Annotated in this window: 21 protein-coding genes; 13 read left to right on the top strand and 8 right to left on the bottom strand. The window is 64.2% G+C overall.

The window, feature by feature from the left end:
* Positions 1–48 precede the first annotated feature (48 nt).
* Complete coding sequence (locus tag BCCGELA001_RS25880; protein WP_008555527.1) at positions 49–1,299, top strand: flavin-dependent oxidoreductase; 1,251 nt, start codon at positions 49–51, stop codon at positions 1,297–1,299.
* Between the two features lie 9 nt (positions 1,300–1,308).
* Here the strand turns inward: BCCGELA001_RS25880 and BCCGELA001_RS25875 are convergent, their stop codons facing one another.
* Both BCCGELA001_RS25875 and BCCGELA001_RS25870 read right to left on the bottom strand, forming a co-directional pair.
* Positions 1,309–1,764 (bottom strand): cupin domain-containing protein, encoded by a 456-nt coding sequence (locus BCCGELA001_RS25875; protein ID WP_008555525.1) that lies wholly within the window; start codon positions 1,762–1,764, stop codon positions 1,309–1,311.
* Between the two features lie 29 nt (positions 1,765–1,793).
* A complete protein-coding gene (locus BCCGELA001_RS25870) occupies positions 1,794–2,969 on the bottom strand; it encodes an ABC transporter substrate-binding protein (RefSeq protein ID WP_060737834.1) in 1,176 nt (391 codons plus the stop codon).
* Positions 2,970–3,219: 250 nt separating this feature from the next.
* Between BCCGELA001_RS25870 and BCCGELA001_RS25865 the strand changes: the two genes are divergently transcribed.
* From BCCGELA001_RS25865 to BCCGELA001_RS25855, 3 genes are all read left to right on the top strand, one after another.
* Entirely contained in the window at positions 3,220–3,738 is a 519-nt protein-coding gene (locus BCCGELA001_RS25865; protein ID WP_008568331.1) for a MarR family winged helix-turn-helix transcriptional regulator, read from the top strand.
* A gap of 147 nt (positions 3,739–3,885) precedes the next feature.
* On the top strand, positions 3,886–5,577 hold the full coding sequence (locus BCCGELA001_RS25860; protein WP_008555515.1) for a benzoate-CoA ligase family protein: 1,692 nt from the start codon (positions 3,886–3,888) through the stop codon (positions 5,575–5,577).
* Positions 5,578–5,598: 21 nt separating this feature from the next.
* Entirely contained in the window at positions 5,599–6,057 is a 459-nt protein-coding gene (locus BCCGELA001_RS25855) for a RidA family protein (protein WP_008555513.1), read from the top strand.
* Positions 6,058–6,084: 27 nt separating this feature from the next.
* On the opposite strand, the gene BCCGELA001_RS25850 is transcribed toward BCCGELA001_RS25855, so the two are convergent.
* The 3 genes from BCCGELA001_RS25850 to BCCGELA001_RS25840 form a co-directional block, all read right to left on the bottom strand.
* A complete protein-coding gene (locus BCCGELA001_RS25850) occupies positions 6,085–6,813 on the bottom strand; it encodes a CBS domain-containing protein (protein WP_008555511.1) in 729 nt (242 codons plus the stop codon).
* A gap of 94 nt (positions 6,814–6,907) precedes the next feature.
* Positions 6,908–7,879 (bottom strand): CHAD domain-containing protein, encoded by a 972-nt coding sequence (locus BCCGELA001_RS25845; protein WP_008555510.1) that lies wholly within the window; start codon positions 7,877–7,879, stop codon positions 6,908–6,910.
* 11 nt (positions 7,880–7,890) lie between these two features.
* Complete coding sequence (locus BCCGELA001_RS25840; RefSeq protein WP_060736633.1) at positions 7,891–9,435, bottom strand: bifunctional aminoglycoside phosphotransferase/ATP-binding protein; 1,545 nt, start codon at positions 9,433–9,435, stop codon at positions 7,891–7,893.
* Positions 9,436–9,753: 318 nt separating this feature from the next.
* Between BCCGELA001_RS25840 and BCCGELA001_RS25835 the strand changes: the two genes are divergently transcribed.
* On the top strand, positions 9,754–12,447 hold the full coding sequence (locus tag BCCGELA001_RS25835) for a bifunctional acetate--CoA ligase family protein/GNAT family N-acetyltransferase (protein ID WP_060736632.1): 2,694 nt from the start codon (positions 9,754–9,756) through the stop codon (positions 12,445–12,447).
* 7 nt (positions 12,448–12,454) lie between these two features.
* Here BCCGELA001_RS25835 and BCCGELA001_RS25830 read toward each other — a convergent pair whose 3' ends face one another.
* Both BCCGELA001_RS25830 and BCCGELA001_RS25825 read right to left on the bottom strand, forming a co-directional pair.
* Complete coding sequence (locus tag BCCGELA001_RS25830) at positions 12,455–12,940, bottom strand: phage holin family protein (RefSeq protein ID WP_060736631.1); 486 nt, start codon at positions 12,938–12,940, stop codon at positions 12,455–12,457.
* A complete protein-coding gene (locus tag BCCGELA001_RS25825) occupies positions 12,941–13,216 on the bottom strand; it encodes a hypothetical protein (RefSeq protein ID WP_060737833.1) in 276 nt (91 codons plus the stop codon).
* Between the two features lie 175 nt (positions 13,217–13,391).
* Between BCCGELA001_RS25825 and BCCGELA001_RS25820 the strand changes: the two genes are divergently transcribed.
* From BCCGELA001_RS25820 to BCCGELA001_RS25800, 5 genes are all read left to right on the top strand, one after another.
* Positions 13,392–14,528: an ABC transporter permease gene (locus BCCGELA001_RS25820; RefSeq protein ID WP_008555475.1), complete on the top strand. Its 1,137-nt coding sequence runs from the start codon at positions 13,392–13,394 to the stop codon at positions 14,526–14,528.
* A gap of 2 nt (positions 14,529–14,530) precedes the next feature.
* Positions 14,531–15,298, top strand: coding sequence for an ABC transporter ATP-binding protein (locus BCCGELA001_RS25815; protein ID WP_008555474.1), 768 nt, complete (start codon positions 14,531–14,533; stop codon positions 15,296–15,298).
* Between the two features lie 3 nt (positions 15,299–15,301).
* Complete coding sequence (locus tag BCCGELA001_RS25810; protein WP_060736630.1) at positions 15,302–16,405, top strand: ABC-type transport auxiliary lipoprotein family protein; 1,104 nt, start codon at positions 15,302–15,304, stop codon at positions 16,403–16,405.
* Between the two features lie 139 nt (positions 16,406–16,544).
* Positions 16,545–17,258, top strand: coding sequence for a helix-turn-helix domain-containing protein (locus BCCGELA001_RS25805; protein ID WP_008555461.1), 714 nt, complete (start codon positions 16,545–16,547; stop codon positions 17,256–17,258).
* A gap of 220 nt (positions 17,259–17,478) precedes the next feature.
* Positions 17,479–18,207, top strand: coding sequence for a Crp/Fnr family transcriptional regulator (locus BCCGELA001_RS25800; RefSeq protein WP_008555459.1), 729 nt, complete (start codon positions 17,479–17,481; stop codon positions 18,205–18,207).
* Positions 18,208–18,217: 10 nt separating this feature from the next.
* Here BCCGELA001_RS25800 and BCCGELA001_RS25795 read toward each other — a convergent pair whose 3' ends face one another.
* The gene (locus BCCGELA001_RS25795; protein WP_008555458.1) at positions 18,218–18,994 is read right to left on the bottom strand and encodes a cyclase family protein; all 777 of its coding nucleotides are present in this window, start codon (positions 18,992–18,994) and stop codon (positions 18,218–18,220) included.
* Between the two features lie 302 nt (positions 18,995–19,296).
* Between BCCGELA001_RS25795 and BCCGELA001_RS25790 the strand changes: the two genes are divergently transcribed.
* From BCCGELA001_RS25790 to BCCGELA001_RS25780, 3 genes are all read left to right on the top strand, one after another.
* The gene (locus BCCGELA001_RS25790; RefSeq protein WP_008555456.1) at positions 19,297–20,268 is read left to right on the top strand and encodes a TRAP transporter substrate-binding protein; all 972 of its coding nucleotides are present in this window, start codon (positions 19,297–19,299) and stop codon (positions 20,266–20,268) included.
* A 64-nt stretch (positions 20,269–20,332) separates the two neighbouring features.
* On the top strand, positions 20,333–20,884 hold the full coding sequence (locus tag BCCGELA001_RS25785; protein WP_008555455.1) for a TRAP transporter small permease: 552 nt from the start codon (positions 20,333–20,335) through the stop codon (positions 20,882–20,884).
* The gene (locus tag BCCGELA001_RS25780) at positions 20,875–22,167 is read left to right on the top strand and encodes a TRAP transporter large permease (RefSeq protein WP_060736629.1); all 1,293 of its coding nucleotides are present in this window, start codon (positions 20,875–20,877) and stop codon (positions 22,165–22,167) included. The genes BCCGELA001_RS25785 and BCCGELA001_RS25780 overlap by 10 nt, the downstream gene beginning before the upstream one ends.
* The last annotated feature ends 13 nt before the right edge of the window (positions 22,168–22,180 follow it).

Genomic DNA, 22,180 nt, shown 5'->3' with positions numbered 1-22,180 from the left:
CCCGTGCGACGTTAACCCATTGCCTGTGTTTCCAGTGGAGTTTGGGCGATGAAGGCGATTATCGTCGGTGGCGGCATCGGTGGTCTCACCACGGCATTGATGCTGCGCTCGCGCGGCCTCGATTGTGAGATCTTCGAGCAGGCCGACACCATTCGCGAGCTCGGCGTCGGCATCAACACGCTGCCGCATGCCATGCGCGAGCTGGCCGGCCTCGGCCTGTTGCAGAAGCTCGACGACGTCGCGATCCGCACCGATCAGCTCTATTATCTCAATCGCCATGGCCAGGAGGTTTGGCGCGAAGCCCGCGGCCTCGACGCCGGCCATGACGTGCCGCAATTCTCCATCCATCGCGGCCGCCTCCAGGGCGTCATCCATCGGGCGGTTGAGGAGCGGCTCGGGCGGGAGGCGATTCACACCGGCTGCCGGCTCGGCGCATTCACGCAGGACGAAGGTGGTGTCACCGCCTATTTCTTCGATCGCGCCGGCTCGCACGTCCGCACCGCGCGCGGCGATATCCTGATCGGCGCCGACGGCATTCACTCGCGCGTCCGCGAGACGCTGTTCCCGAACGAAGGGCCGCCGTGCTGGAACGGCCTGATGCTGTGGCGCGGTGCCCGCGACTGGCCGGTGTTCCTGACCGGAAAATCCATGATCGTGGCCGGTGGTCTCGATGCCAAGGTGGTGATTTATCCGATCGCGGAAGGATCGAGCCCGGCGAGCCGTCTGACCAATTGGGCCGTGCTGGTGAAGGTGGGCGAGGGCAACGCGCCGCCGCCGCGGAAAGAGGATTGGTCGCGGCCGGGCCGCCGCGAGGAGCTGATGCCGCACGTGGCCCGCTTCTCGATCCCTTATATCGACGTCAGGAGCTTGATCTCGGCGACGCCAGAATTCTACGAATATCCGACCTGTGATCGCGATCCCTTGCCCTATTGGTCGGCGGGGCGCGTCACGCTGCTCGGCGACGCCGCGCATCCGATGTATCCGGTCGGATCGAACGGTGCCTCGCAGGCGATCCTCGATGCGCGCTGCCTCGCCGATGCGTTGGTGCGCGCCGAGCATCCGCGCCAGGCGCTGCTCGAATACGAGAAGAAGCGCCTGCCGATGACGGCAGAGATCGTCCGCTCGAACCGGCGCGGCGGTCCCGAAGGCGTCATCGACGCTGTCGAGCAGCTTGCGCCTGACGGTTTCGACAACGTCGACAACGTGCTGAGCTATTCCCAGCGCGAAGCCATCGTGCGCGGCTACGCCACCAAGGCGGGCTTCGCCGCAGTGCCGGGTCTCGCGGCGGTGCGCGCCTGACGCGCGACGCTAGCCGCCGGGTGGCGGCGGCAGGAAGTGGATGTTGAACTCGGCGGCCATCGCCACCACGTCCTCTGGCTTCTGTTCCTTCATGTTGTGAAGGCCCCAGAACAGGTCGAACAGCTTTTTGGTCGGCGACACCCAGAACAGCACTTTGGCGGTCTGTTCCGACTTGTTGAAGATGCCGTGCGGCACGCCCATGCCGAGCCGGATCAGATCGCCCGCGGTTGCCTGCGATTCCGAATTGCCGAGCATGAAGTCGAGCTTACCCTCCAGCATGTAGAGATACTCGTCCTGGTCGGGATGGATGTGCGGCGGCACGAAGGTGCCCGGCGGCAGTGTCGCATGCCAGGAGAAGCTGTGCTCCGTCTTGCTTTTCGGCACATAGGTCTGGCCGAGGATGTTCCAGGAAATGCCCTGGATCCCCTCATTCGCCCGGGTGATGCCGGTGATTTCGCTGCTCATTGAAGTCCTCCCTTGACGCGACGCTCGGCTTAGTTCGCCGCCTTGCAATCCTTGGCATAACGGTCGCCGTAATTTTCGAACACCTTCTGCACGATCTCGGTCTGGAACTTGCCGTCCGGTCGCTTGGCAACCTTGGTCAGGTAGAAATCCTGAATCGGATAACCGTTGGTGTTGAACTTGAACGCGCCGCGCAGCGAAGTGAAGTCGGCTTTCTTGAGGGCGGCGCGAACAGCGTCCTTGTTCGACAGATCACCCTTCACCGCCTTGACCGCGCTGTCGATCAGCATCGCGGCGTCATAGGCCTGGAAGGCGTAGGTGCCGGGCACGCTGTTATAGGCGGCCTCATAGGCGGCAACGAACTTCTTGTTCTGCGGATTGTCGAGATTGGGCGCCCAGTTCGCGCCGCCGAACATGCCGACCGCGGCGTCCTGCTGAGCCGGCAAGGTGGATTCATCCACCGTGAAAGCCGAGAGCACCGGGATGGTGTCGGCAAGGCCCGCCTGCCGGTATTGCTTGACGAGATTGACGCCGAGGCCGCCGGGCATGAACGTGAACAACGCATCGGGCTTCTGCGAGGAGATCTTGGACAGCTCCGGCTGGAAGTCCAGCGTGTTCAGCGGCATGTAGGATTCCTCGACGATCTCGCCCTTGTAGTCGAGCTTGAAGCCCGCCACCGAATCCTTGCCGGCTTGATAGTTCGGGACCATCAGGTACATGCGCTTGTAGCCGCGATCCTGCGCGACCTTGCCGAGGATCTCGTGCACCTGGTCGTTTTGATACGACGTCACATAGAAGAACGGGTTGCAGTCCTTGCCGGCAAAGGTCGACGGACCGGCATTGGGGCTGATCAGGAAGGTCTTCGATTCCGTGATCGGCCTGTGGATCGCCTGCAGGATGTTGGAGAAGATCGGGCCGACCACGACGTCGACCTTGTCGCGCTCGAGCAGGCCCTTGACCTTGGTTACCGCCGCGTCCGGTTTCAGTTCGTCGTCCGCGACGATCACCTCGACATCGCGGCCGCCCATCTTGCCGCCGAGATCCTTCACCGCGAGTGCGAAGCCGTCGCGCACTTGCTGGCCCAGCGCAGCGGCAGGTCCCGACAGGGTCACGACCACGCCGAGCTTGATCTTCTCCTGAGCGAAGACAGGGCTCATCGCGGTGCCGAGCAGCATGGCGGCTGCGGCGAAGGTCATTTGCGTCTTCATGATCTGTCCCCTCGTGACGAACGGCTTGCGCTGCAAGCCCCGTACTGCAATCCAAGCTTATGCCGATGATGACCGCCGCGGCAAGCCGCGCTCAAGACATCGCATCTGCGGGCAGCGGCGCATGCAAGCACCGCGCCAATTATTTGAAGCCTAAAGAAATCGGCATGCGGTCGATTGTTGCAGCTTTGGACTTGCGGCCGGCTCCGATTTATTTGAAGCTCAAAACGTTGGGGAATCCGTGCGGGCGCGAATGCCGGCCGTGAGTGACTGCATCAACATGCTCGATTCCGAGACCAAGGCCGTCGAAACGCCAGAGGACCATGCCGAAGAGCTTCGGCTGTGGCTGCGACTCCTGACCTGCACGACCCTGATCGAGGGCGAGGTTCGCGGCCGGCTGCGGCAGCGGTTCGACGTCACATTGCCCCGGTTCGACCTGATGGCACAGCTCGACAAGGCACCTGACGGCATGACGCTGTCCGATGTCTCCAAGCGCATGATGGTGTCGAACGGCAATGTCACCGGCCTCGTCGAGCGTCTCGTGGAATCCGGTCATCTCGACCGGCGCACCTCGGAGACCGACCGCCGGGTCCAGGTGATCCGCCTCACGAAACTCGGGCGTGCCGAGTTTCGCAGGATGGCTGCGGAACACGAAACCTGGATCGCCGATCTCTTCGCCGACCTGACGCCGAAGGATGTGCGCGAATTGATGCGGCTCCTGGCCAAGACCAAGGCGTCGGCTCAGAAATCGGCCGCCCGCCGCCGGCCGTAGCCGCGCGGGCGACAGGCCACCTCAGCCCCATTGCCGCATGAAAAAGCACGCCATGCCCAAAATCCCCTATTGCGCCAAATTGTTTTAAGCCTAAAATGTTTTCCAGATCGTGCTGCCGGGTGCAATCCATGCTGAAAGGAGCGTGCGATGGCCAACGCCGCCAAGGTTCAAGTGTCGGGCTCGTGTGACGGCAATGCTGCATCGGCCCATACCGATACGTTTGCGCGGCAACATCTGCCGCCGCGCGAGCTCTGGCCCGAATTCATCTTCACGCGGCCGGAGCTGCGCTATCCATCGCGATTGAACTGCGTCAGCTATTTCCTCGATCGGTGGGTCGAGCAGGGCCACGGCGATGCGCCCTGCGTCATCAGTCCTGCGGTCGGCTACACCTATCGCGAGCTGCAGGCGCTGGTGAACCGCATCGCCAACGTGCTCGTCGACAAGCTGGGGCTTGTCACCGGCGGGCGTGTGCTGCTGCGCTCGGCCAATAACCCGATGATGGTCGCGACCTATCTCGCCGTCATCAAGGCCGGCGGCATCGTCGTCGCCACCATGCCGCTGCTGCGCGCCAAGGAATTGTCCTATCCGATCCAGAAGGCGGAGATCACGCTCGCACTGTGCGACGGGAAGCTCTCCGAGGAGATGGAGAAGGCGAAAGCCGCAGCGTCCGGCCTCAAGCATGTGGTGTATTGGGGCAATGGCACCCCGGATTCGCTCGAAGCGCTGATCGCGGATGCGAGCCCGGAGTTCAGGGCTGTCGACACCGCGTCGGAAGACGTCTGCCTGATCGCCTTCACCTCGGGCACAACGGGCGATCCCAAGGGCACCATGCATTTCCACCGGGACATGCTGGCGGTGTGCGACGGCTATGCGCGCAACATCCTGCGCGCCGAGCAGAATGATCGCTTCGTCGGCTCGGCACCGCTTGCCTTCACCTTCGGTTTTGGCGGCGTATTGTTTCCGATGCATATCGGCGCATCCTTCGTGGTGCTGGAGAAGACGACGCCAGACGACATTCTCAATGCGATCGAGCAGTACAAGGCCACGGTCTGCTTCACGGCCCCGACCGCGTACCGGGCCATGCTCGGCAAGCTCGCCGGCCGCGACATCTCTTCGCTGCGCAAATGCGTTTCCGCGGGCGAGACGCTGCCCAAGCCGACATTCGACGCCTGGCTCAAGGCCACCGGCATCAAGCTGATGGACGGCATCGGCTCGACCGAGCTGCTGCACATCTTCATCAGCGCGACCGAAGACGAGATCCGGCCCGGCGCGACCGGCAAGCCGGTGCCGGGCTATGAGGCCAAGATCGTCGATGATGAGGGCCACGACGTGCCTCCGGGCACGATGGGCCGCCTGGCCGTGCGCGGGCCGACCGGCTGCCGTTATCTCGCCGACGAGCGGCAGCGGAAATACGTCCAGAACGGCTGGAACATCACTGGCGACACCTACCTGATGGATGCCGATGGGTATTTCTGGTACCAGTCGCGTTCCGACGACATGATCGTGTCGGCTGGCTACAACATCGCGGGGACCGATGTCGAGGCGGCGCTGCTCACCCATCCCGCGGTCGTCGAATGCGGTGTGGTCGGTGCCCCGGACGAGGCCCGCGGCATGATCGTGAAGGCGTATGTGATTGCCGCCCCCGGCGTGACGACCGATGCGCAACTCGTCGCCGAGTTGCAGGAGCATGTCAAACGCGAGATCGCGCCGTACAAATATCCGCGTGCGATCGAGTTCGTGACGCAATTGCCCAAGACCGAGACCGGCAAGTTGAAACGATTTGCCCTGCGTCAGCTGGCGCAGGCCGCAGCGACGTCCTCAGGCGTCGCGGCGGAATGAGAGAAGGATAGAGAATTGTCCGTGACAACGCCCAAAGGTCCGCAGCTCGCGGTGCTGCCGGCGGCAGCCGAGCACGAAACCCGTCCGAAGGCGCAGGTCCTGCAGCCGTCCGGCTGGCCGCTGCCGAAGGGCTATGCCAATGGCATGGCGGCCGAGGGACGCATCGTCGTCACGGGCGGGGTGATCGGCTGGGATGCCGAAGAGCGTCTCGCGGACGGCTTCGTCGCGCAGGTGCGCCAGACCTTGGCTAACATCGCAGCGATCTTGGCCGAGGCCGACGCGCGACCCGAACACCTAGTGCGCCTGACCTGGTACGTCGTCGACATGGACGAGTACCTGGCCAATCTGAAGGAGCTGGGCAGGATCTATCGCGACATCTTCGGCGCGCACTATCCCGCGATGGCGCTGGTTCAGGTCGTCCGGCTGGTCGAGAAGGCGGCGCGCGTCGAAATCGAGGCCACCGCCGTCATTCCTCGCTGAGCCCGGCTCGCGATCGGGTCGCGCTGGTTAGCCCGCTTTGGCAAGCCTGTCGTCCTCGGGCGAGTTGAGATAGACGCCCGATATGGTGTCGACCCAGCAGAGATGGTCGTGCACCTTCTTCACGCCCGCAACGTTCTCCGCGGCGACGACCGCGGCCTGCCGCGTGCGCTCCTCGGTGATGACGCCGCTGAGGTGAACGATGCCGTCGCGGACGATGACGTTCAGCCCGAACGGGCACCAATCGTTCTTCTCCATGGTTTCGATGATGCGGCTGCGAATGTGATCGTCGTCCGCCGTCGGGTCCGGCACCTCGCGGGCGAGCCCCGCCACCGCCTGTAGCAGATTGGCGCGTGAGACGATCCCGACGACCTTGTCGCCGCGCACCACCGGCAGCCGCTTGACGTTATTGCGTTCCATGAGATCGACGATCTCGGCGAGCGCCGTGTCCTCGGTGATGGTCACGACCGATTCCGTCATCACTTCCGAGACCCTGCGGCCGTGCTCGTGGACGAAGTCGCTGGCCGATTTGCCCGGACCGAGGATGAATCTCAGCCACCGTCCGCGCTTACGTCCGGTGCCGATTTCGCTGCGGCGGATGAAATCCCCTTCCGAGACAATGCCGACTAGCCTGCCGGTCTCGTCCACGACCGTGAGGCCGCTGACATGCCGCTTCAGCATGATGTTCGCGGCCTCGACGATGCTGGTGTCAGGAGTAACCGAGATGACCGATCGGGTCATGATCTGATGGGCGCGCATCGGGAAGCTCCGCGAGTTCACACTGATATCGATGTGCGAAGCTTAGATCATCGGGAGAGGCTGGATTTGACGCAAGTCAAGCGGGGGCGAGCACCTAATCCTCAGGCTCCGGGTTCGGCGCGAGGTCCGAGGAGCGGAACGGCTTGGACTTGTCCAGCTTCCGGTAGGCCGCTGACGCTTTTCGCAGCAGCTTCTTTTCCCGCTTGCGGTCGTGGAAGCGAATGCCGGCTTCCGGGCCGGCGCCGTTCAGCGATGCCGCAAGCGCCTGCCCGCGCGCATCGTCGTTCAACTGCCCGAGGGATTTCTGTGCCTTGCGCAATTGCTTGAGAATCGACTTCTGCTTCGTCGCCGACCCATCGGCGAACAGATCCGCTAGCGATTCGACCGAATAGGTCATTCGCTTGTTGAGGAGCCGCAGCTTGTGCCGTTTCTCGACGTCGAGCTTGCTCAGTTTCCGGGCTTTCTCGAGCAGGGTCTTTTCCCACGCCGTCAGCCGCTCGGTCGCGTGGTCGGCGAGCGAGCAGCGGCGCAGTCGGATGGCTTCCTTGCTGCGGCGGGTCGACCATGAGCCGCTCTCGATCCAGGCCGAGGTCTGCTCGACCAAGCGGCGATAGCGCGCCGATTGCAGCGCGCGCGCCAGCAGGCGATGGCTCTCGGCACGCTTCTCGTCCCAGTGCTGGAGCTCGGCGATCACGGCGAGTTCGTCACCGCTTTCGGCGACGACACGCTCGATCGCCACGTCGAGATCCCGCACCATGCCAAGCTGACTGTTGAGCCATTTCAGTTCGGCCCAGACATGCGGCCGCTGCGGGTCGTCGACCATCGGCGAGAAAAATCGGATGGCGGTGCGAAGATGCGTCAGCGCGATCCGGATCTGGTGCAGCGCGTCGGGATCGCCGCGGCATGTGCCGTCGTGTTGGGCGAGCACGGCATCGAAATGACGGCGGGCGATGATCCGGAACGCCGTGTCGCAGGCCATGCCGGGACTGAGGCGGCCGGGGAGGGCGCTACGCCGCGTCGTCGGCATGGCGCGTGCGGCCGTCGAGGTCGTGCTGGGTCGCGCCATCCTTGCCCGCGTCAATCAGATTGCCTTATGCCCTCAGCAATTGCATCCCGGCAGCTCTGAAGCGTCCGCTCTGGCGCCCCGGATGCATCGATGCTCGCCCAACCGACACGGCCGATATTATAGTGCTCCTGCTGCGCGGCAACCTCTTGCGTGGCGTCGGATGCATCCCCCCGGCGGCTTCCGATCCGCGCCTGCCGGGTTGCGAGGTCCGCAACCAGGAATAGGCCGTTCAACGGCACGTTGCATTCGCGCGCCATCGCAGTGATCGCCTCTCGTTCCTCCTCGCGGGCGAATACGCCGTCGATGATCACCGAATGACCTTGCGCCAGCACCCGCCGGGCCTGCCGGGCCAAGGTGTCATAAACGCGGGCCGTGACATCAGGCGTGTATGCGGATGGCGGCAGCCGCTGCGTGTCCTCGAGCCCGAACATCTGCTTGCGAATGACGTCGCTGCGCAGCACGATTGCGCCCGGCTGTGGCGCGACGCTTGGCGCGAGCGCGCGCGCCAAAACCGTCTTTCCAGTGCCGGACAGTCCGCCGACGGCGATCAGCCGTGGAGCGGGAGGACGGATCAGCATGCGGGCGAGGCCGAAATAGCGCCGTGCATCCCCGAGGATGTCGGTATCTTCAGAACCTGGCGGCTTCAGACGTGCCAGTGCAACTTGCGCGCGGATCGCCGCCCGGATCGACATGAAAAGCGGCAGGGTGGAGAGCGCATCGAGATTGTCGGGCGGCGTCGCGGCGAAATATCTGTTCAGGACGATGTTGGCCGCGCGTGCCTGATCGTGGCGCAACAAGTCCATCAGCGTGAATGCGAGATCGTAGAGAACGTCGACAGTTGCTATTTGGGGATCGAATTCGATGGCATCGAACAGCACCGGCCGCCCGCCGATCGACACGATGTTGGCAAGATGCAGGTCGCCGTGGCAGCGGCGCACGAAGCCCTGGCGGCTGCGCTCTTCAAGCACCGGCCGGAGGCGCTGGAACATCACGTGCGAAGCCTCGGCAAGCTGCGCGATTTCATCAGCGTCCAAGCGATTGCCGGTTCCCAGGCCTTTGCTGTTGCCGTCGATCAGGCCGGGGATGGCGAATATCCACGCCTTGCCTTCGGCGCGCTCTGCCGCCGCATGCGCGGCTATGATCGCGTCGGCGGTAGCCAACGCGAGAGCCTCATCCAGCGGGCCGGCATTGGCCAGATGATCCAGCGTCTGGCTTTCGTCGAAGCGCGACATGGAGACCGCATATTCGATCGGCCGGCCGGGCCCGTCGATCTGCACCGACCCATCCGGCTCCTCCGTGATCGCCACCACGGCGTGATAGATCTGCGGCGCCAGCGGCCGGTTGATCCTGATCTCCTCCTCGCAGGCTGCCTTGCGCTTGTCGAGCGTCGAATAGTCGAGGAACGGAAATTTCACGGCCCGCTTGATCTTGAGCGCGCGATCGCCGTCGAGAAACACGGAGGCTGCGTGCGTATCGATCCGCCTCACCCCCGGATGCACGGCGGGATCGGTGAGGACCGCAAAGATCCGATCCTGGGTCGCAGACTCGTCCGTCATTCCTGCTGCACATCCAGATGCGTTGAAGCGGAGCGGGTCCGCAACGCAGTTAATTCCTAAAGCGAGATCGCGGCCAGTCCTTGACGCCGGTCAATCGCCGTCCCGAGCTGCCTGTCGCAATTCTGCTGCTTGACCAGGATCAACCGTCCCGACGAAACCCGGCCTATTCTGGTGGTCAAGGAGAGATCATTTGGGGCGGTGTGACGAAGACCGTCATTGGCCAGCCACCGTGATGGGTTATGATTTCACACGAGACTCGCAGTTTTCGCCCTGATCATCCACCATCGGAACCGCCAGCGACCGGGCGCATTTGCTTTCATGTCGACTTATCGCCTGAAAAACCTGCTGTCGCCTCGCTCTGTCGCGCTGGTCGGCGCAAGTGCCCGCCCGGTATCGGTCGGGCGTGCCGTCCTGGAGAACATCCGCAGGGCGGGGTTCAAGGGAGAATTTGGCCTCGTCAATCCGCGCCATGCCGAGATCGGCGGGATCGCTGCGGTGAAGAGCCTGGACAAGTTGCCTTTCGTGCCAGAGCTCGTGGTCATCACCGCGCCGGCGCGCGAGGTTCCCGGCATCATCGACCAAGCCGGACGTCGCGGCTCGGCGGGCGCGCTGATCGTCTCGGCCGGGCTCGGCCACGGTCCGGGATCCCTGTGCGAGGGCGCGATCGCTGCGGCCCGCAAACACGGCATGCGGCTGATCGGGCCGAACTGCCTCGGCATCATGATGCCCGCGGTCAGCCTCAATGCCAGTTTTGCCGCGCACATGCCGGGACCAGGCAATCTCGCGCTGATCTCGCAATCGGGCGCGATCGCGGCCGGCATGGTCGATTGGGCGGCGCAGCGCGGGGTGGGCTTCTCCGGCATTGTTTCGATCGGGGACCAGATCGACGTCGACCTTGCCGATCTGCTCGACCATTTCGCGATGGATCACAAGACCCGCGCGATCCTGCTCTACATCGAGGCGATCAAGGACGCGCGCAAGTTCATGTCGGCGGCGCGCGCCGCCGCGCGCGTGAAGCCGGTCGTCGTGGTGAAGTCCGGCCGCATGGCGCAGGGTGCGAAGGCCGCGGCCACGCATACCGGTGCGCTTGCCGGTGCCGACGCGGTCTATGACGCCGCGTTCCGCCGCGCGGGTGTGCTGCGCGTCTCCGACCTGCGGGAGCTGTTCGATTGCGCCGAGACGCTCGGCCGTGTCGAATCGCCGGCGGGGAAGCGCTTGGCCATCCTGACCAATGGCGGCGGCATTGGCGTCCTCGCCATCGATCGATTGGTCGAGCTCGGTGGAATTCCGGCCTCGATCTCGGCCGACGTCCGCAAGAAACTCGATGCCGCGCTGCCGCCGACCTGGTCCGGTGCAAATCCCGTCGATATCGTGGGCGACGCTGATGCTGCGCGCTACGCCGCGGCGCTGGAGCTGCTGCTCGCCGATCCCGATAACGATGCGGTCCTCGTCCTCAACGTGCAAACGGCGATTGCCTCGGCCGCCGAAATCGCTGCGACCGTGACCGAACTCGTCGGAAAATACCGTGATCAGCATCGCCGATGGGCGAAGCCTGTGCTCGCCGCGTGGGTCGGGGCCGATCAGACCATCATTCAGGCCCTCTCCAACGCGGGCATTCCCAATTACCCGACCGAGGACGATGCGGTGCGCGGCTTCATGCATCTGGTCCGGCACCGCGAGGTGGTGGAAGAACTGAGCCAGGTTCCGCCCGCGATGCCTGATACGTTCGTGCCGGACGCCCGAGCCGCCAGGCAGATCGTCACCGCGGCGATCGCGGACGGCCGCCAATGGCTCGAGCCTGTCGAGATCAAACACCTGCTCGAAGCCTACGATATCGCGATGGTGCCGACCTATGCCGCTGCTGATGTCGAGCAGGCGGTGGCCTGCGCGAAGGAGATATTCGCGCAAGGCGGGACCGTGGTGCTGAAGATCATGTCGCGCGACATCGTCCACAAGTCGGATGTCGGGGGCGTCGTCCTCAATCTGACCACGCCGGATGCTGTGCGCGCGGCCGCCACGGATATTCTCGATCGCGCGAGGAAGCTGCGGCCCGAAGCCCGCATCGGCGGCGTCATCGTGCAGGCCATGGTGGTCAAGGCGAAGGCGCGGGAGCTCATTCTTGGTCTTGCCGACGATCCCACCTTCGGAACCGTCGTCGTCTTTGGCCGAGGCGGGACGGCCGTGGAAATCATCAACGACAAGGCGCTGGCGCTGCCGCCACTCGATCTGCAACTCGCCCGCGACCTGATCGACCGCACACGCGTGTCGCGGCTGCTAAAGGCCTATCGTGATGTGCCGGCGGTGAAGCAAGACGCCGTCGCCATGGTGCTGGTCAAGCTGGCGCAGATGGCCGCCGACATCCCCGAGATCCGCGAATTCGATATCAATCCGCTGCTCGCGGATGAGACCGGCGTGACTGCTGTCGACGCCCGCGTCGCCGTGGGGCCGCCGCAACGGAAATTCGCCGGCTCCGGCCCGGCCAATTTCGCCGTTAGAGCCTATCCGTCGCAGTGGGAGCGCCGCCTCAAACTCAAGGACAGCTGGCGCATCTTCGTGCGGCCGTTGCGTCCCGAGGACGAGCCGACCATCCACGAATTCCTGCGTCACGTGACCGCGCACGATCTCCGCCTGCGCTTCTTCGCACCGATGAAGGAATTTACCCACGAGTTCATCGCGCGCCTGACCCAGCTCGATTATGCGCGCGCGATGGCCTTCATTGCCTTCGACGAGGAGACCAGCGAGATGGTCGGCGTCGTCCGGCTGCATTCGGACTCGATCTACGAGAGCGGCGAGTATGCCATCCTGCTGCGGTCCGATCTCAAGGGCAGGGGCCTCGGATGGGCCTTGATGCAGCTGATCATCGACTACGCGAAGTCGGAAGGGCTGAAGACCATCTCGGGCGACGTGCTCCAGGAGAACATCGTCATGCTCGAGATGTGCCGGCAGCTCGGCTTCGAGGTAAAGCCGGACCCGTCAGAGCCTGACATCTGCGACGTCAGGCTGAAATTTTGAGCGGAGCTTAGGACCCGGCTTCACCCGGCGAGGAGGCGGACTCCTTGGCCGTCTTCCGGAGATTCCTGACGATAATCGCGATCAGCGGCAGCAGCACCGGCACGATCGTGCTGAGCGGATGATGCACGGCACCCGACACCTGGGCCTGGAGCGCGCGCGCCTCGAGCTGGAGCGCTTCGATGGAGGCGTCATGAATTTCATTGGCGAACTCGATGTCACGCCCCGACGGAGCGCGGCCGGCGATCACGAACAGTACCGCGGCGATGACGAAGTTGACGGCGCCGAGGATGGCGGCCGCGGCAATCGCGCTCCACATCTGCACCAGCGCGAAATAGGCCGATAGCTCCAGCATCAGGAGCCCGAATGCCGCAATCAGCGCCGCGAAGGCGCGAAGGCCAAGCCCCATCGCCAGATGGCGCAGCCTGATGTCCGCGATGATCCTGTCGGTGCGCCACAGCACGCGCAGATGTTTGACGACATTCTCGGTATTCACCTAATGTCTCCTCAGCATGAAGCCGACCACCACGCCGAGCGCGAAGGCGGAGGCGAGCGACGTGATCGGCCGATCCGCAATCAGGCCCTGAAGCTGCTCCTGCTCTTGCTCGGCGGTCTCACCGAGTTCGGCGAGCGCCTCCTTGATCTGGTCGGCCAGCGCCTCGGCGCGATCTTTCGTGGTGTCGTAGATCTGCTCGCCGGCGGTGCTCAAAAGACGCGTGACGTCAACCTTCAGCGCGCGCAGTTCGTCGCTCATCCTGTCGCTGTCGAACATGGATTGGGTATCCTCGTTGAATGCCGGCAACCTAGGACCCGCGGCCGCAGCCCTGCTTGATTTGTGTCAAGGGGTGCGCTCCGGCCATCATCTTGAGACAGGTCAATCCGGCCGCCACATGCTGGCCTAGAAATGCCGGCTGAATGGGCACCAGTCGGCCCGATGAGGTGGAAGCGTGAACTCCGAACCGCTGTTGCTGGCAACGCCGTCCGGCGACCTGCTGAAATTGCGCCCGGAAGGGCCGTGGACCGCAGCGAATGTGGTGAGGCTCGAAACATTGTCCCGGTCGGTTGGGGCGGATGTCGAACGATCCAGGGCCGTGACCCTCGACATGTCCGGCGTCAGCGCGCTCGATACGCTCGGTGCCTGGGTCCTGGAGAAGCTGTCGCGCCGGGCTGCATCGTCAGGCAGATCGGCTGAATTCGTCGGCGTCGCCGACCATTTCAGCGGCCTGATGGACGAGGTGCGCCAGGTCAATCGCGACACCCCTGCGCCGGCGGCCCGGTCAAATCCGGTCCTGCTCAGGCTGGGCGATCTCGGCAAGGCAACTGTCGGTGCGCGCGAAGACATCACGATCTTTCTTCAATTGCTCGGCGCGTTGTTCATGGCCGTGATCGGCGTGCTGCGCCGGCCAAAATCGCTGCGGCTGACCTCGCTGGTCTATCAGCTCTATCGTATCGGATGGCAGGCGATTCCCATCGTCGTGCTGATCACCTTCCTGATCGGCGCCATCATCGCCCAGCAGGGATTCTTCCATTTCCGAAGGTTCGGCGCGGAGTCCTACACCGTCGATATGGTCGGCATCCTGGTCCTGCGCGAGCTCGGCGTGCTGATCGTCGCCATCATGGTCGCGGGCCGTTCTGGCAGCGCCTACACCGCCGAGCTCGGCTCGATGAAGATGCGCGAGGAGATCGACGCGCTCTCGACCATGGGCCTCGATTCCGTCGACGTCCTGATCCTGCCGCGTGTTGCCGCCCTCGTCATCGCGCTGCCGATCCTCGCCTTCATCGGGTCCATCGCCGCGCTCTACGGCGGCGGGCTGGTTGCTCAGTTCTACGGCGACATGGGACCGGCGATCTACATCGCGCGGCTGCATGACGCCATTTCCATCACCCATTTCGAGGTGGGCATCCTGAAGGCGCCGTTCATGGCGCTGGTGATCGGGATCGTCGCCTGTAGCGAGGGTTTGCGCGTGAAGGGCAGCGCGGAATCGCTCGGACGGCAGACCACGACGTCCGTGGTGAAGTCGATCTTCCTGGTGATCGTGCTCGACGGCCTGTTCGCGATCTTCTTCGCGTCGATCGGAATGTGACAATGGCCGAACCACAGCAGGAGTTCGCGATCCGCGTCCGCGACCTCGTGGTCGGCTTTGGCCGCCAGACCGTGCTCGACCGATTGTCGCTCGACGTCCGCCAAGGAGAGATCCTCGGGCTCGTTGGGGCGTCAGGCGGCGGCAAGTCGGTGCTGATGCGCACCATCATCGGCCTCATTCCGCGCCGGAGCGGTACCATCGAGGTCATGGGACGGCCCATCGATGGTCGAGCTCATGGCGCCGCCACGACATGGGGCATCCTGTTCCAGCAGGGCGCGCTGTTCTCGTCGCTGACGGTGAGACAGAACGTCCAGTTTCCCCTGCGCGAGAATCTGGTCCTGTCGCAGGAGCTGATGGACGAGATCGCGATCGCCAAGCTCGAGATGGTCGGGCTGCGGGCGCAGGACGCGGACAAATATCCGGCGGAGCTGTCGGGCGGCATGACCAAGCGCGTGGCATTGGCGCGCGCGCTCGCGCTCGACCCGCCGATCCTGTTTCTGGACGAGCCGACCTCCGGCCTCGACCCGATCGCCGCCGGGGATTTCGACGCGCTGATCAAGACGCTGCAAAAGACCCTGGGCCTCACCGTGTTTATGGTCACCCATGATCTTGCGAGCCTGACCACGGTCTGCGACCGCGTCGCCGCACTCGCCGACGGCAGGATCGTCGCGATCGGCCCGATGCGCGAGCTGCTGCAATCCGAGCATCCCTGGGTGCGCGCCTATTTCCACGGCAAGCGCTCGCAGATGCTGCAACACGAAATGAGATGACATATGGAAACCCGCGCTCCCTACGTCCTGATCGGCACCTTCGTGCTGGCTGCGATCCTCGCGGTATTCGGCTTCGTCTATTGGCTGAACAACACCGGCGGCATCGGCCCGCGCACGAACTACCATGTGCAATTCCAGGGGCCGGTGCCGGGCCTGCTGGTCGGTGCCGGCGTGCTGTTTAACGGCATCCGCGTCGGTGAGGTCAGCCAGCTCGGGCTCGCGTCGGATAACCCGCGCTTCGTCAATGCGACGATCTCGGTTGCCGCGGCGACGCCGGTGCGCGCCGACACCAAGGTCGGGCTCGATTTCCAGGGCCTGACCGGCGTCCCTGTGGTGACGCTGGAGGGCGGCATGATCATCGCCAAATCCGGCGAGCCGCTGACCCTGATCGCAGAGGCCGGCGCAGGCCAAAGCATGACGCAGGCCGCGCGCGACGCGCTGCGGCGGGTCGATACCGTGCTCGAGGACAATTCAGGCCCGCTGAAGGACACCATTGCCAGTCTGAAGACGTTCTCCGATGGGCTCGCGCGCAACACCGGCAAGATCGACGGCATCCTGGCGGGCCTCGAGAAGATGACGGGCGGCGGAACGCCCGCGCAGAAGATCACCTACGACCTGCGCACGCCGCAGAATCTGGGGCCGACTGGCAAGACGCTGACGGCGTCGCTGACCATTCCCGAGCCGACCGCCGTCGCGATGCTCCAGACCCAGCGCATGCTGTTCTCACCCAGCGGCAGCAATCCGGGCTTTGCCGACTTCCTCTGGGCCGACAGCATTCCAAAGCTGGTGCAGGCGCGCCTGATCGACAGTTTCGAGAATTACGACATCGCTCACGCGCCGCTGCGCACGAGCGATCTCGGGGCGGCGGACTATCAGCTCCTGATCGACATCAGGCGGTTCGGGATTGCCACCGACGTCGGCACGCGGGTCGAGATCGCACTGTCGGCACGGATCGTCGACAAGAACGGCAAGGTGATCGCCTCGCGCCTCATCGAGACCGGCGAGAAGCTCGACAAGGTCGAGCCCGCGTCGGCAGTTGCGGCATTCGATGTGGCCTTCGCCCGCCTTGCGAAGGAGCTGATCGGCTGGACCGTGCAGGCGGTGTAACGGTCGACCGCTTTGCGAGAAATAGTGGTGAGGTTCGCCGGATTTGATCTGAGTCAATCGCCTTTGCCACGGCGCAGTAAAATGCAGGTGCGTGGCAAATCGGCCGGGGCCGAGCCAAGGCCGACGCTTGGAGCGATGGATGAAGCCTTCCGTGGTCGCGATTGAGCCGAACGGACATGTCTGTGACGATTGCGCCGTCCGCGGTGCGGCGGTTTGCGCGTCGCTGGACGCCGCCGAACTCCGGGAGTTCGAGCATCTGGCACGCCGTGTCCGTTTCGACTCGGGCGAGACCGTGTTCTCCGAGGAGGACATCACCACCTCGTTCTACAACGTCCTGGAAGGCGTCATGCGGTTGTACAAGCTGCTGCCTGACGGCCGGCGGCAGATCGTGGGCTTCGCCTTGCCCGGCGATTTCCTGGGGATGAACTTGTCCGGCCGCCACAATTTTTCGGCCGACGCGATCGGTGCGGTGACAGTGTGCCAGTTCGGCAAGGCAGCTTTCGGCCGCTTCGTCGAGGACCGGCCGCAACTGCTGAGGCGGATCAACGAGCTCGCCGTTCGCGAGCTGAGCCAGGCGCGCGACCACATGGTTTTGCTCGGCCGCCGCTCGGCGGACGAGAAGGTCGCGACCTTTCTGCTCGGCTGGCGTCAGCGTCTGTCGGCGCTCGGGGGATCGCCGGATATGGTGCCGCTTCCGATGAGCCGCCAGGACATCGCCGACTATCTCGGCCTGACCATCGAAACCGTCAGCCGCACCTTCACCAAGCTGGAGCGTCATGGCGTCATCGAGATCCTCCATGGCGGCATCAGCCTGCGCGACGCCGCGCGTGTCGAGGCTCTGGCCGCAGCCTGACAAGCCAGCCTGCCGCAGCGCCTCAACGCAATCGACTTGCGTTGCCTGCAACTCTGCATCGATCCCAATGCATCGACGCATCCCTTGGGTACCCGGCCCGGCCCGAACACGGCATTTTCGCGGCATTTGCCTGAAATCGCGCCCGTGCTTTCCGGTTGAAAAGCCTGGTAACGTTGACTACGCAGGAACCCCAGTGCCTCGCAGTCTCAGGAGCCGCGGCGTGCCTCAGGACAAGACCGGCGATCCCCGACAGTCGGCGGGCAACAAACTATCGGTCCTGCGCAAGCACCCGATCTTCGCGGATCTGGAGCCGGAGGCGCTCGACCAGCTCTGCCGCTATGCCAAGCACACCACCGTGAAGCGCGGTGCGACCATCGCCGCCAAGGGCGATCCCGGCAACAATCTGTTCGCGGTGATCACGGGTACGGTGAAGATCTCCTCTTCCTCGCCGGATGGGCGGAACGCCATTCTCAATCTGATCGGTCCCGGAGAGATTTTCGGCGAGATCGCCGTGCTCGATGGCGCGCCCAGGTCGGCCGACGCCACCGCCAACACCAATTGCGAGCTTTATATTATCGATCGCCGGGACTTCCTGCCGTTCGTGAAGAGCCAGCCGGCGTTGGCGATGAAGTTCATCGAGCTGCTCTGCGCACGCCTGCGCTGGACCAGCCAGCAGGTCGAGCAGGTGATCCTCCAGAACCTGCCGGGCCGGCTCGCCAGCGCGCTGCTCGGTCTCACCGAGGAGCGCAAGCTCGACTCCGGCAGCGGCACGCTCGCCATCACGCAGCAGGAGATCAGCGAGATGGTGGGAATGACGCGCGAGAGCATCAACAAGCAATTGCGCGCCTGGGCCGGCCGCAACTGGGTTCGTCTCGAACACGGCGCCATCGTCGTGCTGGATACCGATGCGCTGCGCGAGCTCGCCGAGAGCGGCCTCGACGGCGCGTGAGAGCTCGAGCCTAATCGTCGATGATCGCGACCGCGCGGGTCCAACCCGCCGAGGCGCGTTCGATCTTCACCGGGAAGCACGAGACGGTGAACCCGGTCGACGGCAATTGATCGAGATTGTGCAGCTTCTCGAGATGGCAATAACCGATGTGCCGTCCCGCCTTGTGGCCTTCCCAGATCAGGCCTGCGTCTTTTGTCTCGGCATATTTCTTCGCGGTATAGACGAACGGCGCGTCCCAGCTCCAGCCGTCGGTGCCGGTCAGGCGGACGCCGCGTTCGAGCAGGTACATGGTGGCCTCATAGCCCATGCCGCAGCCGGAATTGACGTAGTCGGCCTGGCCGAATTTCGCGCCGGCGCTGGTGTTGACGACGACGATCTCCAGCGGCGACAGCGTGTGCCCGATGCGCTTCAGCTCTTGCTCGACATCGCCGGCGCTCGCCACGTAGCCGTCGGGCAGATGCCGGAAGTCGAGCTTCACGCCGGGCTGGAAGCACCATTCCAGCGGCACTTCGTCGATGGTCCATGACCGTTCGCCGCGGTTCATGGTCGGATGAAAATGCCAGGGCGCATCGAGATGCGTTCCATTGTGCGTCGACAGCGAGACCTGCTCGACGGCCCAGCCCTGGCCATCCGGCAGATCCTGCGCCTTCAGGCCATCGAAGAACTGCAGCATGCGCGGCAGGCCCTGCTGGTGATCGATGTACTGGATCGTCGGATGGTTGCCCGGCGGATCGGCCGTCACGTCGTTCTTGAGCGGCACCGAGATATCGATCAGCTTCCGCGGCATGGGCATTCCCTCAACTTCGTCCGCTCTTCCGAATATCTTGAGGGGCCTTCATTGCCGGCGTCAAGTCACGTGGCGGCGACGTCAGCCAGGTCCGCGTACCCGCCGTAGGACGAATTGCGCGGGAAATTGATCGATGCAACTCTTGCATTGATCGATGCTGGATTTGGCTTGGACAGAGAATGCCGGCCGCCCTAGGGACGACTTGGCGCTTGACTTCACGTCTGAAGTGGAGCGACCCAAGGCGGCCTGCAGGCGGCCCGACAACGATATAATCAATGCAATCAACCAGGAGGAAAGCCCAGATGAAGACGCTCACCGGTATCATCACCGCCGTTGCACTGGCGGTCTCAGCGCCCCTGGCGACTGCGCGCGATTTCCGCTCCGCCGACATCCATCCCGCCGATTATCCGACCGTCGAGGCCGTCAAGTTCATGGGCAAGCAGCTCGCGGCGGCGAGCGGCGGCAAGCTCGGCGTCAAGGTGTATCCGAACGGCGCCCTGGGCTCCGAGAAGGACACCATCGAGCAGCTCAAGATCGGCGCGCTCGACATGATGCGGATCAACGCATCGCCGCTGAACAATTTCGTGCCTGAGACCATCGCGCTGTGCCTGCCCTTCGTCTTCCGGGATACGCAGCACATGCGCACCGTCCTCGACGGGCCGATCGGCGACGAGATCCTGGCCTCAATGGCGCCCGCGGGCCTGGTCGGCCTTGCCTATTACGACAGCGGCGCCCGGTCCATCTACACCGTCAAGGCACCGGTCAAGTCGCTCGCCGACCTCAAGGGCCTGAAGATCCGCGTCCAGCAATCCGACCTGTGGGTCGGCATGATCCAGAGCCTCGGCGCCAACCCGACGCCAATGCCCTATGGCGAGGTCTATACCGCGCTCAAGACGGGCCTTGTGGACGCTGCCGAGAACAACTGGCCTTCCTATGAGTCCTCGCGTCACTTCGAGGCCGCCAAGTTCTACAATATCACCGAGCACTCGCTGGCGCCTGAGGTTCTCGTGATGTCGAAGAAGGTCTGGGACACGCTGAGCAAGGACGACCAGGCCATGGTCCGCAAGGCGGCCAAGGAATCCGTGCCCGTCATGCGCAAGCTCTGGGACGAGCGCGAGCAGGCTTCCCGCAAAACCGTCGAGGCGGCCGGCGTTCAGGTCGTCACGATCGCCAACAAGGCGGAGTTCGTCGACGCGATGAAGCCGGTGTACCAGAAGTTCGCCGGCGACGAGAAGCTCCAGAGCCTCGTCAAGCGCATCCAGGACACGAAGTAAGCACAACGGCGTCGGGTCCGGAGCCGCCGACCCGCGGCACCGGACCCCGGCGGGGAGGGGCGGGATGACAGATCCACACGTCGCAGATCACGAGCACGAGGCGGTCACCGGCCGCCCGTCCACCGGCTTGCTGTCGCGGATCAATGCGCCCGTCGCGCGCGCGGGCATGTATCTGTCCGTCACCGGCCTGCTCGTCATCGTCATCATCGTCTTCTACCAGGTGTTCGGACGTTACGTGCTCAACTCCAGCCCGACCTGGACGGAAAACCTCGCGCTGGTTCTCATCCTGTACGTCACGCTGATCGGTGCCGCCGTCGGCGTGCGCGATGCCGGACACATCGGCATGGACAGCTTGCTGGTGATGCTTCCGGATCACATGCGGGAGAAGATCGAGCTCTTGATCCACGTCCTGGTGGCCGTGTTCGGCGTAGCGATGGTCTACAACGGCTGGATCCTCGGCGCGTCGGTCGGAACCGTGCATATCCCCAATCTGGGCCTGCCCGAGGTGATCCGCTACGTGCCGCTGATCGCCTCCGGCCTCCTGATCGTTTCCTTTTCAATCGAGCACATCATTGCTCTCCTGCGCGGCGAAGAGGTGGTCCCCTCATGGAACTGATCATCCTCGGCGCCACCTTCTTCGGCTTCCTCATCCTCGGCGTTCCCGTCGCCTTCGCGATCGGTCTCTCGGCGATCTGCACCATCCTCTACGAAGGCCTGCCGGTCGCCGTCATCTTCCAGCAGATGATGTCGGGGATGAACATCTTCTCGTTCCTCGCCATTCCCTTCTTCGTGTTCAGCGGTGAGCTGATGCTGCATGGCGGCGTCGCCGACAAGATCGTGCAGCTCGCCAAGAATCTCGTCGGGCACATCCGCGGCGGGCTCGGCATGTCGAATGTGGTCGCGTGCACGCTGTTCGGCGGCGTCTCCGGCTCGCCCGTGGCCGACGTGTCGGCGATGGGCGCGGTGATGATCCCGATGATGAAGAAAGAGGGCTTCGACACCGACTACGCCGTCAACGTCACCACCCATGCCTCGCTGGTCGGAGCCTTGATGCCGACCAGCCACAACATGATCATCTATGCGCTTGCCGCCGGCGGCAAGGTCTCGATCGGCGCGCTGATTGCCGCCGGCCTCCTGCCGGCGCTGGTGCTGATGGTCTGCATGCTGGTCGCCGCTTACGCGGTCGCGGTGAAGCGGGGCTATCCCGCAGGAAAATTCCCGGGCTGGGCCGAGGTGTTCCGCTCGCTCGCGGCCGCGCTGCCAGGCCTTCTGATCGTCGGCATCATCCTGGCGGGCATCCTCTCCGGCGTGTTCACGGCAACGGAATCGGCGGCCATCGCCGTCACCTACACGATCCTGCTGACCTTCTTCATCTACCGCACCATGACCTGGAGCAACTTCCTGCGCGCCGCGGCCAAAGCCGTGAAGACGACGGGCGTGGTGCTGCTTCTGATCGGCGTCTCCACCATGTTCCAGTACCTGATGGGACTCTACGAGGTGGCCGACCTCGCCGGCGAGATGATGAGCAAGGTCTCGACGCAGCCCTGGATGATCTTCCTGCTCATCAACGTCATCCTGTTCGTGCTCGGCACGTTCATGGACATGGCGGCGACGATCCTGATCTGCACGCCGATCTTCCTGCCGATCGCGATGAAGGCGGGCATGGACCCGGTGCAGTTCGGCATGCTGATGCTGATCAACTGCGCTCTCGGACTCAACACCCCGCCGGTCGGAACCACGCAGTTCGTCGGCTGCGCCATTGGCGGCATCTCGGTCGGCGCGGTGATGCGCACCATCCTGCCGTTCTATGCCGCGCTGATCGCAGCACTGATGTTCGTGACCTACGTCCCTGCATTCTCGCTGTGGCTGCCCCGCCTGCTGATGGGCTACAAGGGCTGACAGCACCTGGGAG

The sequence above is a fragment of the Bradyrhizobium sp. CCGE-LA001 genome (assembly GCF_000296215.2).
In the GTDB taxonomy this organism is placed as follows: Bacteria; Pseudomonadota; Alphaproteobacteria; order Rhizobiales; family Xanthobacteraceae; genus Bradyrhizobium.
Note: the sequence above shows the minus strand (reverse complement) of the source record. Positions and strands in the feature narration are given on the sequence as shown.